Origin of the sequence: Mycolicibacterium llatzerense, assembly GCF_025331195.1 — a bacterium.
Lineage (GTDB): Bacteria > Actinomycetota > Actinomycetes > Mycobacteriales > Mycobacteriaceae > Mycobacterium > Mycobacterium llatzerense.
This window is the reverse complement of record NZ_LXOV01000001.1, coordinates 1,163,938-1,177,243: the sequence shown is the minus strand read 5'-3', so window position 1 is coordinate 1,177,243 and position 13,306 is coordinate 1,163,938. Positions and strand designations below refer to the sequence as shown.

General features: G+C 69.7%; 10 protein-coding genes. 7 read left to right on the top strand and 3 right to left on the bottom strand.

Features of this window, described 5'->3' with window-relative positions; all coding sequences use genetic code 11:
• Positions 1-2 precede the first annotated feature (2 nt).
• From A7G45_RS05965 to A7G45_RS05955, 3 genes are read right to left on the bottom strand one after another with little or no spacing between them, the layout of a single operon-like run.
• Positions 3-1,604, bottom strand: a complete 1,602-nt coding sequence (locus A7G45_RS05965) for a diflavin oxidoreductase (RefSeq protein WP_260934827.1) — start codon at positions 1,602-1,604, stop codon at positions 3-5.
• 44 nt (positions 1,605-1,648) lie between these two features.
• Positions 1,649-2,176, bottom strand: coding sequence for a pullulanase (locus A7G45_RS05960; RefSeq protein ID WP_260934824.1), 528 nt, complete (start codon positions 2,174-2,176; stop codon positions 1,649-1,651).
• A gap of 18 nt (positions 2,177-2,194) precedes the next feature.
• Positions 2,195-3,655 carry a CCA tRNA nucleotidyltransferase gene (locus A7G45_RS05955; protein WP_043986334.1) on the bottom strand — a complete coding sequence of 487 codons (1,461 nt, stop codon included), beginning with the start codon at positions 3,653-3,655 and terminating at the stop codon, positions 2,195-2,197.
• 124 nt (positions 3,656-3,779) lie between these two features.
• On the opposite strand from A7G45_RS05955, the gene A7G45_RS05950 reads away from it, so the two are divergent.
• The 7 genes from A7G45_RS05950 to trxA all read left to right on the top strand — a co-directional run bounded on the left by A7G45_RS05950 (position 3,780) and on the right by trxA (position 13,244).
• Positions 3,780-4,568 (top strand): NUDIX hydrolase, encoded by a 789-nt coding sequence (locus A7G45_RS05950; RefSeq protein ID WP_043391516.1) that lies wholly within the window; start codon positions 3,780-3,782, stop codon positions 4,566-4,568.
• Positions 4,565-6,967: a hypothetical protein gene (locus A7G45_RS05945; protein ID WP_260934817.1), complete on the top strand. Its 2,403-nt coding sequence runs from the start codon at positions 4,565-4,567 to the stop codon at positions 6,965-6,967. Before A7G45_RS05950 ends, A7G45_RS05945 begins: the two co-directional genes overlap by 4 nt.
• Positions 6,964-10,347, top strand: a complete 3,384-nt coding sequence (gene murJ, locus A7G45_RS05940; RefSeq protein ID WP_260934815.1) for a murein biosynthesis integral membrane protein MurJ — start codon at positions 6,964-6,966, stop codon at positions 10,345-10,347. Before A7G45_RS05945 ends, murJ begins: the two co-directional genes overlap by 4 nt.
• 96 nt (positions 10,348-10,443) lie before the next feature.
• Positions 10,444-11,004, top strand: coding sequence for an RNA polymerase sigma factor SigM (sigM, locus tag A7G45_RS05935; RefSeq protein WP_260934812.1), 561 nt, complete (start codon positions 10,444-10,446; stop codon positions 11,002-11,004).
• Between the two features lie 51 nt (positions 11,005-11,055).
• Positions 11,056-11,811: an RsmA family anti-sigma factor gene (locus tag A7G45_RS05930; RefSeq protein ID WP_260934809.1), complete on the top strand. Its 756-nt coding sequence runs from the start codon at positions 11,056-11,058 to the stop codon at positions 11,809-11,811.
• Between the two features lie 121 nt (positions 11,812-11,932).
• Positions 11,933-12,871 (top strand): thioredoxin-disulfide reductase, encoded by a 939-nt coding sequence (gene trxB, locus A7G45_RS05925; RefSeq protein WP_071286400.1) that lies wholly within the window; start codon positions 11,933-11,935, stop codon positions 12,869-12,871.
• A gap of 40 nt (positions 12,872-12,911) precedes the next feature.
• Positions 12,912-13,244, top strand: a complete 333-nt coding sequence (gene trxA / locus A7G45_RS05920; protein WP_043391502.1) for a thioredoxin — start codon at positions 12,912-12,914, stop codon at positions 13,242-13,244.
• The last annotated feature ends 62 nt before the right edge of the window (positions 13,245-13,306 follow it).

Genomic DNA, 13,306 nt, shown 5'->3' with positions numbered 1-13,306 from the left:
GCCTAGTAGACGTCCCGCAGGTAGCGGTGGTTCTTGATCAGATCGTTGACGTAGGCGTGCGCAGCCGTCGGGTCCAGCCCGCCGCGGTCGGCCACGATCTGGTGCAGCATCGCGTCGACGTCCTTGGCCATTCGCTCGGCATCGCCACAGACGCAGAAGTACGCGCCGGCTTCGAGCCAGTCGAATACCTCCGCCGCCTGTTCCCACATCCGGTGCTGCACATACTCCTTCGTCCCACCGTCGCGGGAGAACGCCAGATCGAGTCGGGTCAGGGTGCCCGATTCCAGGAAGCCCTCGAGCTCGTCGGCGTACAGAAAATCGGTGGCCCGGCGCCGGTCGCCGAAGAACAACCACGACCGGCCGGGCGCTGACGCAGCGGCCCGCTCCTGCAGGAAGGCCCGGAATGGCGCGATCCCCGTCCCCGGGCCGACCATGATGATCGGCACGTCGGCGGCAGGCAACCGGAAATGATGGTTCGGCCGCAGGTGCACCCGTGTCGTCTCGGCGCGGTCGCACAGGAACGTGGACGCCACACCACCGTGGCGGCGATCCGCCTCGGCGTACCGCACCGTCGCCACCGTCAGATGCACGGTGTCGGCGTGGCGCAGCGGGCTCGAGGCGATCGAATAGTCGCGGGCCTGCAACGGCCGCAGGGTGTCGAGCACCTCGTCGAGGGTCAGCTCGGCCAGCCGGATCAGGTCCAGCACATCCTTGCCGTACCACCACGTGCCCGGCCCGTCGCCGAGTTCATCGGCGTCGGGCGCCTCTGCCACCCGGCCGGCCACCAGTGATCGCAAGGCTCGCGACGGCAACCGGATCTCCAGCTGCTCGGTGAGCATGGCGCGCAGCGGGACGTCCTGGCCGTCGACGACCTCGCCGCCATCGGCGCCCAGCGCGGTCAGCATCTCCTCGACCAGAATCGGGTCATTGATGGCATGCACCGCGATCGAATCACCTGCCGCATAGCTGATCCCGGTGCCGGCGAGATCCAGCTCGTAGTGCCTGACCTCCTTGTCCGACTCGGGCGCGGTCAGCAACCGATTGACCGCGATCCGCACGTCGACCGGCTGATTCGGGTCGGACCGACCCGCACGTTCCGGGGTCGCCGGCGCAACGACTCGGTCGGTGGACGCGGTGGGCTGCGCCTCGATCAGCAGCTTCACCACCTCGGTGGTCCAGGCTGCGGCCTCTTCCCGGTAGGGGCCGTCGATGTCGACGCGGCCCGCCAGCCGGGTCGCGCCGAGTGCCTCGAGTCGTTCGTCCAGCAGCCGACCCGCATGGCAGAACAAGTCGTAACCGCTGTCCCCCAGGGCCAGCACCGCGAAGCTCAACTGCTCGAGGCGGCCGGCCGTGTCAGCGCTGAGCGCTTCCCAGAAGAGCGTTGCCGTGTCGGGAAATTCGCCGTCGCCGAACGTCGACGTGACCGCCACGAAATGGCTGACCGACGCCAGCGCGGCGACGTCGACCTGGTTCAGCTCGGTGGCCACGGTGGTGATCCCGGTGGCCTCTTGGAAAGCCTCGGCGAACGACATCGCGGCGTCCTCGGCATTACCCATGTCGGTGCCGTAGCCAACGATCAGCGAAAAGCCGGGTCCGACAGTCACGATCACCCTCCCCGCGCCTACCTCAGGCGCAACTTAGGGTGACCTTAATTCGGCGGATGCCCGTTGTGGGCGCTCCCTGTTTCGGCCGGGCTCACCGCCGCGGCACCGTCCGCCGCCCCATCGCCGTCGGCGTCGGACAGCTGCACGTCCCACCGCCCGTCGCCGTCGGTGTCCGCGTAGGCGACGGGTCCGGCCAGCACCCGGTCCGCGAGCCCGTTGCCGTCGGCGTCGATCAGGCGGTCGTCGGCCGCACCGTCACCGTCGAAGTCGACGACCGCTCCCCCGCTCTGCTCGGTGCCGTCCAAGCCGAACCACCGCAGCCCCGAGCCGACGGCCCAGGTACCCGACCCGTCATCGGTGAACGCCACCCGCGCCCCATCGACGTCGACGTCGACGACGGCGTGGTCGGCCCGGCCGTCACCGTCGAAGTCGGCCAATGCGTCGTCGAACAACCCGTCGCCGTCCACATCCAGCCGCACGCCGTCGAGCGTGCCGTCACCGTCGGCGTCCACGGCCGGCTCCCCCGGCCACCACGACGCCGACCCATCCCCATCACTCAGGCAATAGTCCATACCTGAATGGACGGCTGATCAGCCCCTGGCGTTCCACCATTTCTGCAATTCGGCGATGGCCTCGTCGTGGTCCAGCGGGCCGCGGTCCAGCCGGAGCTCCTTGAGGAACCGCCAGGCCTCGCCGACCTGCGGCCCGGCCGGAATGCCCAGCAGCCTCATGATCTCGTTGCCATCCAGGTCCGGGCGCACCCGCGCCAGATCCTCCCGAGCGGCCAGCTCGTCGATGCGCCGCTCGAGACCGTCGTAATTGGCCTGCAGGCGCGCGGCGCGACGACGGTTGCGCGTCGTGCAGTCCGCACGCACCAGCTTGTGCAACCGGCTCAGCAGCGGGCCGGCGTCGGTGACGTAGCGCCGGACCGCGGAGTCCGTCCACTGGCCGGTGCCCTTGTCGTCGGCGTAGCCGTGGAACCGCAGATGCAGGTAAACCAGCTGCGAGACGTCGTCGACCATCTGCTTGGAGTACTTCAGCGCGCGCATGCGCTTGCGCGTCATCTTGGCGCCGACGACCTCGTGGTGGTGGAAGCTGACGCCGCCGTCGGCCTCGTGGCGACGCGTGTCGGGCTTGCCGATGTCGTGCAGCAGCGCGGCCCAACGCAACACCAGGTCGGGTCCCTCATCCTCGAGGTCTATGGCCTGCCGCAGCACGGTGAGCGAGTGGTGGTACACGTCCTTGTGCTGGTGGTGTTCATCGATCGCCATCCGCATGGCACCGACCTCGGGCAGCACGACGTCGCCCAGCCCGGTCTGCACCATGAGGTCCACACCGGCCATCGGGTCGGCGCCCAACATCAGCTTGTCCAGTTCGGCGGCCACCCGCTCGACCGTGATCCGGCCCAGCTGCGGCGCCATCTCGAGCAGCGCTTCCAGTACCCGCGGCGCCACCGAGAACCCCAGCTGTGAGACGAACCGGGCGGCCCGCAACATCCGCAACGGATCGTCACCGAACGACACCTGCGGCGCCGACGGGGTATCGAGCACCTTGCCGGCCAGCGCGGTCAGCCCGCCCAGCGGATCGTGGAACTCGCCGATGCCGCCGGGCAGATCCGGGTTGATCCGGACCGCCATCGCGTTGACGGTGAAGTCCCGGCGCACCAGGTCGTCCTCGAGCCGGTCGCCGAACACCACCTCGGGGTTGCGCGACACCTGGTCATAGCTGTCGGCCCGGAACGTGGTGATCTCGATGCGTTCCCCGTACTTCGCCGCACCGATGGTGCCGAATTCGATCCCGGTGTCCCACAACGCTTCTGCCCAGCCGCGCAGCATCTTCTGCAGCTGCGCCGGGCGGGCGTCGGTGGTGAAATCCAGGTCGTTCAGCTCGCGGCCCAGCAGCGCGTCACGCACACTGCCGCCCACCAGATAGAGCTCATGGCCCGCCGCGGCGAACACCCGGCCCAAGTCCACGAGCAAATCCGCATGCTTGTTCAGTGCGACCGCAGCAGCGGTCAGCAACCCGGCATCGGCACTTGCATCGTTCGGCACGTCCGATGAGCCTAATGCGCCCACCCCGCCGCCGGAGTACCGACCATCGCGGCACGGTCACAACTGGGCCACTGACCGGCGAGTGGGGATAGAGCGCCCAACCTGAGCAGCTACTATCGCTTGGGTGTCGGAAGGCGAGCGTGCCAAACCACGACGGCGCCGCGGGCGACGTCGCGGTCGACGCTCGGCAGGTCCGCCCAGCGACAGCGCCCAGCGCACCGACTCCGATTCGGCTGCTGCCCCCCGCAACAACAACGCACAACCGGTCCCTGCCGCCGCGGCTCCCGTGGCACCGGCCGCCCGCAAGGCCAACAACGATCGGCTGCGCACCGTCCACGAGACGTCGGCCGGCGGGCTGGTGATCGACGGCCTCGACGGCCCCAAAGATACCCAGATGGCCGCGCTCATCGGCCGCATCGACCGGCGTGGCCGGATGTTGTGGTCACTGCCCAAGGGGCACATCGAACTCGGCGAGACGGCCGAACAGACCGCCATCCGTGAGGTTGCCGAGGAGACCGGACTGCAGGGCAGCGTGCTGGCCGCACTCGGCAGCATCGACTACTGGTTCGTGACCGAGGGCCGGCGCGTGCACAAGACAGTGCACCATTACCTGATGCGATTCCTGGGCGGCGAACTCTCCGACGACGACGTCGAGGTCACCGAAGTGGCGTGGGTACCCCTGCGCGAACTGCCGTCCCGCCTGGCCTACGCCGACGAGCGCAAGCTCGCCGAAGTGGCCGGCGAACTGATCGACAAGCTGCACACCGATGGACCGGGCGCCCTGCCGCCGCTGCCGCGCACCGCGCCGCGCCGCCGCCCACAGACCCATTCCCGCACGCGGAACCATCGCACCGACGACTCCGCCCATACTCAGCCCGGCCGCCGCGCGAACGGCTGCGGACCCGGGTCGTGAACGTCAGGTCGGTGCTGTCGGGGCTGGCCTCGACAGCACTGCTGCGCGTGCTTGCGGTCACCGCCCTGCTGTTGTTGCTCACCGCTCCGGTCACGCCGCATTCGTCGGCCGGGGAGCCGGGCGGGACGACGTTCCTGCAGCTGCGCATCGACCACGTCACCCCTGATGTCGTCACCACCACCAGCGAGCCGGTGGTGACGGTCAGCGGCACCGTCACCAACGTCGGGGACCGTCCGGTGCACGACGTCATGGTGCGTCTCGAACACGCATCCGCGGTGACGTCGTCGTCCGGGCTGCGCACGACGCTGGCCGGGGAGCCGACCGACTTCTCGGCCGTCGGCGACTTCACCACGGTCTCGCAGGATCTCGCGCGCGGCCAGAGCGTGCCGTTCCGGCTGGCGTACCCGGTACGGTCGGCTGAACATCCCGCCCTGGGCATCGACCGTCCCGGTGTCTATCCGCTGTTGGTCAACGTCAACGGCACACCCGACTACGGGTCGGCCGCCCGGCTCGACGACGCCCGCTTCCTGCTGCCGGTCCTGGGCGTGCCCGCCACCCCGGCCACCCCGGGCGGCACCGGTGGCCAGCAGCCGATCGACGCCGTCGTGCCACCGGACACCGCGCACCCCGTCGCACTGACCCTGTTGTGGCCGCTGGCCGACCGCCCGCACCTGGCTGGCGGCGTCCCCGGACGCACCGAACCCGCCCGCCTCGCCGACGACGATCTCGCCACGTCGCTGGCCAACGGCGGCCGCCTCGACACCCTGCTGGCCGCGGCGGACTTCGCCACCAACGACCAGGTGGATCCGGGCGGCCTGATGCGCGGCGCGATGTGCCTGGCCATCGACCCCGACCTGCTGATCACCGTCAACGCGATGAGCGGCGGCTACGTCGTATCCGACGACCCGGCGGCCGGCCTGAACTCACCCACCCACCCGGGCACCGGACAACAAGCCGCGACCGAGTGGCTGAACCGGCTGCGGCAACTCGCCCAGCGGGTGTGTGTCACCCCCACCGTGTACGCCCAGGCCGACCTGCGCGCGCTGCAACGCGTCGGCGACGCCGTCCTGAGCTCCACCGCCACCACGGACACCGGCCCGATCGTCAATCAGCTGCTCGGCATCCAGTCCCTGCGCGGCGCCACGGTCGTCGGCGACGGCCCGCTCACCGGCCCGGCGGTGCGGCTGCTGTCCGCGCAGCCCGAACCGACCGTCGCAATCGCCGCGGCCCCCGTCACCGCCGACGAGTCCGGCCAGCCCGCCGACACCGCACCGCGCCGCTACAGCAGCAAGGTCACCGTCGCGCCGTTCGACCCGTGCGTGGCCGCGGCCCTGGCCGGCGCCGGGCGGACCCCGATCTCGCCGGGATACCTGGACACCTCGCTGCACGTGCCGCTCATCCATGACTCACCGGTGGCGCGTCGCCAGGACGCCATCGCCTCCGTGCTGTGGCGTGGGTTGCAACCCGATGCCCAGCCCCGCAACCAGATCCTGATGCCGCCGCTGGCCTGGGACGTGACACCCGACGACGCCCAGGCGATCCTGACGTCGGTGGCCACCGCGATCCACTCCGGGCTGGCCGTCGCCCGCCCGATGCCCGCCGTGATCGCCGATGCCCAGGCCCTGCCGCCCACCTCGTCCGCCACCCCGCCGGACAACGGGACGGGTAACCCCAAGGCCCGCTACGGCGACGGCATCACCAGCCAGATCTCGACCACCATGGAACGGATCTGGGGCCTGACCGCCGCGTTGACCGTCAACACCCAGACCGGGCTGACGGGCGACCAGTACACGGCGCCGCTGCGGGAGGACATGCTGCGGGCACTGACCCAGTCGGTGCCGCCGAGCGTCCGCGAGGCCCTGGCCCAGCAGCGCATCACCACCACGCAGCACACCATCAACGACCTCTTCCACGCCGTCACCGTCGTCAACCCCGGCGGCTCGTACACGCTGGCCACCGAACGCAGTCCCCTCCCCCTGGCCCTGCGCAACGATCTGCCGCTGCCCATCCGGGTGCGGCTGGTCATCGACGCGCCGCCCGGCATGACCGTCACCGACATGGGCGAGATCGAACTGCCTCCGGGCTACCTGCCGCTGCGCGTGCCCATCGAGGTGCACTTCACCCAGCGCGTCGCCGTCGACGTCGCCCTGCGCACCGCCAACGGACTGACGCTCGGCGAACCGGTCCGGCTGTCGGTGCATTCCAACGCCTACGGCAAGGTGCTGTTCTTCATCACCCTGTCAGCCGGCGCGGTGCTGTTCCTGCTGGCCGGCCGACGGCTGTGGCACCGGTTCCGCGGTCAGCCCGACCGCGCCGACCTGGACCGTCCACACCATGCCCGGCCGATCCGGCCCGATCCTCTCGACACCGCCATCGCGCACGCTCCGGAGGATTCATGAGCGCGCCGCGCAGTCCCCGTGCTGCCGCCGCTGCCGCCGGTCCGCCGCCGCGACGAGCCGAGCTGTCCGACGCCGCCGTCGTCTCCCGGTCCTGGGGCATGGCGTTGGCCACCCTGGTCAGCCGCATCACCGGCTTCCTGCGGATCGTGCTGCTCGCCGCGATTCTCGGTGCGGCACTGTCCAGCTCGTTCACGGTGGCCAACCAGCTGCCGAACATGGTGGCCGCCCTGGTGCTCGAGGCCACCTTCACCGCGATCTTCGTGCCGGTGCTGGCCCGGGCCGAACGCGACGACCCTGACGGCGGCGCCGCGTTCGTCCGGCGCCTGGTCACGCTCGCCACGGCGCTGCTGCTGGTGACGACGGTGCTGTCGGTCGCGGCGGCACCGCTGCTGGTGCGACTGATGCTGGGCAGCGACCCGCAGGTGAATCAGCCGCTCACCACCGCGTTCGCGTATCTGCTGCTGCCCCAGATCATCTTCTACGGGTTGACCTCGGTCTACATGGCAATCCTGAACAACCGCAACGTCTTCGGGCCACCGGCCTGGGCGCCGGTGATCAACAACGTGGTGGCGATCATCACGCTGTGCGTGTATGTGCTTGTCCCGGGCGAACTCTCGATCGATCCCGTCGAGATGGGCAACGCCAAGCTGCTGGTGCTCGGCATCGGCACCACCCTCGGCGTCGTCGCCCAGGCCGCGGTGCTGCTGTATTCACTGCACCAGCACCGCGTCGACCTCCGGCCACTGTGGGGTATCGACGACCGGCTCAAGAAGTTCGGGACCATGGCCGTCGCCATGATGCTGTACGTCCTGATCAGCCAGATCGGCCTGATCGTCGGCAACGAAATCGCCAGCCACGCAGCCGCATCCGGCCCCGCCATCTACAACTACGCCTGGCTGCTGCTGCAGTTGCCGTTCGGCATGATCGGCGTGACGGTGCTGACCGTGGTGATGCCGCGGCTGTCCCGCAACGCCGCCGCGAACGACAACCCCGCCGTGCTCGCCGACTTCTCGCTGGCCACCCGGCTGACCATGGTGACGCTGATCCCGATCGTCGCTTTCATGACCGTGGGTGGCCCCGCCATCGGCACCGCCCTGTTCGCGTACGGCAACTTCGGTGCCGCCGACGCCGGCTATCTCGGCATGGCCATCACCCTGTCGGCGTTCACCCTCATCCCGTATTCCATGGTGCTGCTGGAACTTCGGGTGTTCTACGCGCGCGAACAACCGTGGATCCCGATCGTCCTGATCGTCGTGATCACCATCGTGAAGATCGTCGGCTCGCTCATCGCACCCCACCTGACCGATGACCGGGAACTGGTCGCCGGGTACCTGGGCCTGGCCAACGGGTTGGGCTTCCTGGCGGGCGCGACCGTCGGCTACGTGTTGTTGCGGTCCGCGCTGCGGCCGCCGCGCGGCCGGATGATCGAGCTGCCGGTGATCCGGACCATCCTCGTAACCATCTGCGCCTCCCTGGGTTCGGGGCTACTGGCCTACGTCGCCGACCGCTTGCTGGGGTTCGATGGGCTGACCGAGCACGGCGGCGCCGCTGGATCGTTGCTGCGGCTGTTTCTGCTCGGCCTGATCATGCTGCCGGTGATCGTGGCGGTACTGGTGGCGGCCAAGGTGCCCGATGCCCTGGCCGCGGTGGCTTTCGTGCGGCGCCGACTAGGCCGCGGCACGCCGGCACCGACTCCCGCAGTCCAGGTCAGCTCGGCTGTACCGGACTCGGGACGGACCGCGGTCCCGTACCCTGGACACGGCAATTCATCTCCGGTACCACGGCGGCCCGGCGCGTCCGCCACAGGCGGGACAAACCCGGAAGGTGGTACCACGGGCGGGCTTCGGAAAGGATTTGCGGTGACCGACGCACCCGCGGACCAGGGATCCGCCCACATCTCGGATACCTCAGGCAGCGGCGACGATGCCGCGCTGCGGGCCGGCGCGGTCGTCGCCGACGGCCGCTACCGCCTGCTCGTCTTCCACGGTGGTCCACCCGATCTGCAGTTCTGGCATGCGCTCGACATCGCGCTCGATCGCCAGGTGGCGCTGACGTTCGTCGACCACGACGGCGAGCTGCCCGCGTTGATGGTCCAAGAAATCCTCACCCGGACAAGCAAACTGAGCCATGTCGAGGGACCCGGGCTGGCCCGGATCCTGGACGTCACCCGGCTCGGCCACGGTGGCCTGGTGGTCAGCGAATGGATCCGCGGCGGTTCCCTGGCCGAGGTGGCCGCGACGGAACCGTCCCCGATGGGCGGCGCCCGCGCCATCCAGTCCCTGGCGTCGACGGCGGAGTCCGCGCACCGGTCCGGCGTCGCGTTGTCGATCGATCATCCCGGCCGAATCCGCGTCAGCATCGAAGGCGACGTGGTCCTGGCCTTCCCCGGCACCCTGCCGTCGGCCACCCCTGAAGACGACATCCGTGGCGTCGGCGCCACGCTGTACGCGCTGCTGATCAACCGGTGGCCGCTGCCCGAAGCCGGTGCCCTCAGCGGCATGCTGCCCGCGACGCAGAACAGCGCGGGCCAGCCCGTCGAACCCCGCTCGGTCGACGGGACCATCCCCTTCCAGATCTCTGCCGCCGCGGCCCGGGCCGTGCAGGAGGGTGGCGGGATCCGCTCGGCCCCAACGCTGTTGAATCTGCTGCAGCAGGCGACCACCGTCGCCGAGACCACGGAACTGCTGGAGCCCGTCGACGGCTCGCAGCGCCCGGAGCCCGCGGACGCGGCGGAACTCGAGGCCGCCGCCAAGCGGCGCAGGGCAGTGCTCATCGGTGTGGGTGTCGGCGGCGCGGTCCTGCTGGTGGCACTGCTGGTGCTGGCGTCGGTGCTCAGGGGCATCTTCGGCGACGTCGGCGGCGGCCTGGACAAGCAGCAGCTCGGCCTCAACAGCCAGCATCCGACCACGAGCGGCGCCCCGACGCCCGGCAATGTGGTGAAACCCGTTGGTGTGACAGTGTTTTCACCCGGTGGCGGCGCGGACTCCCCGGAGACCGCGGGCAAGGCCATCACCGGCGCGTCCGGTGATGCCTGGTCCACCGACGTCTACACCGATCCTGCCCCGTTCCCCGGTTTCAAGAACGGCGTCGGCCTCATGCTGAACCTGCCCCAGGCCACTACCGTGGCGTCGGTCAGCCTGAACCTGACCAGCACGGGCACCGCGATCCAGATCCGGTCCGCCCAGTCGGCCACCCCGGCCTCGCTGGACGCCACGACCGTCCTGACGCAGCCGGCCACCATGAAGACCGGTGCCAACACCATCACGATCAGCAACGCACAGCCGACGTCGCACCTGCTGATCTGGATCTCCACGCTGGGCACCGTCGACGGCAAGAGCAAGACCGACATCTCCAACGTGGTGGTGAAGGCCGCCGGGTAGGTTATCCACAGGCCCACACACCGCATCTGCGCTGGTCAAGGCCGTACCGACCAATTCGCGTCGGGCCCGTTGCAGAACCCGACTTATGGTTCGGAAGTGGGGAGTTTCGGGGCGCCACCGTCGGACGCATCAGACGCAGAATTGCTCGCGGCGCACATCGCCGGCGAGCGGTACGCGTTCGAGGAGCTGTTCTACCGGCACCGCCACCAGCTGTACCGGCTCGCGCGATTGACCAGCCACGACCCGCAGGATGCCGCAGACGCCCTCCAGGACGCCCTGTTCAAAGCTCACCGCCACGCGCCGCGGTTCCGGCACGACAGCTCCGTTCGCAGCTGGCTGTGCCGCATCGTGGTGAATTCCTGCCTGGACCGGTTGCGTCACAACCGCTTTCACCGAACCGAAGAACTCAACGAGGCCGACTGCCGGATCGCCGACCCGGCACGCCGCGTCGAGACCAGCATCGTCATCGAGCGGGCGCTGCTGCGACTACCCGTCGAGCAGCGGGCCGCGGTCGTCGCCGTCGACATGCAGGGCTACTCGGTGGCCGAGACCGCGGCGATGCTGGGCATCGCGGAGGGCACCGTGAAGAGCCGCTGCTCCCGGGCCCGCGCGAAACTCGCCCAGTCCCTGGCGCATCTGTCGCACTCGGCGGACTGACGAGCAAAGCAGCGCAGGGCCCACGCACCGCACCGGATTAGGCTTCGGCTCGTGGACGACGAACACACCGACGAGTCCGTCACCCACCAGCAGCTGGCCGACCTGCAGGCCGGACTGCTCGACGACGCCACGGCTGCCCGACTGCGCCAGCGGATCCGCGACGATCCGGCAGTCGCCCGGCGGTACACGGAGCTCGAACAGGTCCGCCGCGATCTGCATGACCTGACGGACGACGACGCCGAGAGCGATATCCCCGCAGAGGTCACCTCGCGCATCGGATCCGCCCTGCGCGACGCGGGAACCCAACCGGCACGTCACGCCGTCGTCCCCGGTCACTCCGCCGGTCACGGAGCACGCGGGTCGCGTCCCATCGCCATCGCCGGGGCGGCTGCCGCACTGGTGGCGGTCGGCATCGGCGCCGTCGTCGTGATCAGCGGGTCCGACGAACCGGCCCGCACCTCGGCGGGCCCCACCGCGGCGTCGCTGACCGTCCAGCGCCAGGCGGGGATGCCGTGGGCCGATCGGCAGATCCTGGGGCTGCGGGCCAGACCGCCCGAGTTGGGGCCGCTCGCCGGGCCGGATCGATTGCAGTCCTGCCTGCAGGGGCTCGGTTACGCCCCCACCACTCCGGTGCTGGGCGCCGCCACCGTGACCGCGCACGACCGCGCCCAGGTGCTCCTGCTGCTGCCGAGGACCGACCCCGGCTCGATGATGGCCCTGCTGGTGTCTCCCGGCTGCAGCTCGACCGATGCCGGCCTGATCGCCGATGCCGTCATCGTGGACGCCCCGGCAGAGCCGCGCCGCTGACCGCCCCGTGGCCCGCCAAACGGCCGGGAACACCGGCACTTACCCTGGTGTTATAGGCGTACCGACTCTGGCAGCAGGCCAACCAGGTATGAGCCTGACCAGAGCCAGATGAAAGGCGGCCATGACCACCCAAGACACCGTGCACGACGTGATCATCATCGGCTCCGGGCCGGCCGGCTACACCGCAGCGGTGTACGCGGCTCGCGCCCAGCTCAAGCCGGTGGTTTTCGAAGGTGTCCAGTTCGGTGGTGCCTTGATGACCACCACTGAGGTGGAGAACTACCCGGGCTTCAAAGAGGGCATCACCGGCCCCGAGCTCATGGACGAGATGCGCGAGCAGGCCCTGCGGTTCGGCGCCGATCTGCGCATGGAAGACGTCGACGCGGTGTCCCTCGACGGCCCCATCAAGACCGTCACCGTCGACGGCGAGACCCACCAGGCCCGCGCGGTCATCCTCGCGATGGGCGCGGCGGCCCGCCACCTCGGCGTGCCGGGTGAGCAGGAGCTGATCGGCCAGGGCGTGAGCACCTGTGCCACCTGTGACGGTTTCTTCTTCCGCGACCAGGACATCGCCGTGATCGGCGGCGGCGACTCCGCGATGGAGGAAGCGACGTTCCTGACGCGCTTCGCCCGTTCGGTGACCCTGATCCATCGCCGTGACGAGTTCCGCGCCTCGCGGATCATGCTCGAACGCGCGCAGGCCAACGAGAAGATCACCTTCGTCACCAACACCGAAGTTGTTGCGGTGGAAGGTGATTCGAAGGTCAGTGGACTACGTCTGCGCAACTCCGCCACCGGCGAGGAGAGCAAGCTGCCCGTCACCGGCGTGTTCGTCGCCATCGGCCACGACCCGCGGTCGGGTCTCGTGCGCGGCGTCGTCGATCTCGACGACGAGGGCTACGTGCAGGTGGCGGGTCGCACCACCAACACGTCGCTGGACGGCGTGTTCGCCGCAGGCGATCTGGTCGACCACACCTACCGCCAGGCGATCACCGCGGCCGGCAGCGGCTGTGCGGCGGCCATCGACGCCGAGCGCTGGCTGGCCGAGCACCACGGCTGATCGTCCTTCCCCCACAGAGTTCACCCGAGAGGAGCAATACATGAGCGAGGGCAGCGCAACGCTGACCGTCACCGACGGTTCGTTCGACAGCGACGTCATCAAGAGCGGCACCCCGGTGCTGGTCGACTTCTGGGCGACCTGGTGCGGACCGTGCAAGATGATCGCCCCGGTGCTCGAGGAATTGGCCGGCGAGAAGGCCGGGGAGCTGACCGTCGCCAAGCTCGACGTCGACGCCAACCCCGAGACCGCCCGCAACTTCAACGTCGTCTCGATCCCGACCCTGATCCTGTTCAAGGACGGCGAGCCTGTGAAGCGCATCGTCGGCGCCAAGGGCAAGGCGGCACTGCTGCGCGAGATCGCCGACGAACTCTGACCGCATCAGCGGCTGCGCACCCGCCGGATTCGGCGGGGCGCAGCGCTGCTGCCTGTGAAGTT

Excerpts from the sequence above, each read along its gene's own strand:
- A7G45_RS05960 (WP_260934824.1), bottom strand. The coding sequence starts at position 2,176 with ATGGACTATTGCCTGAGTGATGGGGATGGGTCGGCGTCGTGGTGGCCG.
- murJ (WP_260934815.1), top strand. The coding sequence starts at position 6,964 with ATGAGCGCGCCGCGCAGTCCCCGTGCTGCCGCCGCTGCCGCCGGTCCG.
- trxB (WP_071286400.1), top strand. The coding sequence starts at position 11,933 with ATGACCACCCAAGACACCGTGCACGACGTGATCATCATCGGCTCCGGG.
- trxA (WP_043391502.1), top strand. The coding sequence starts at position 12,912 with ATGAGCGAGGGCAGCGCAACGCTGACCGTCACCGACGGTTCGTTCGAC.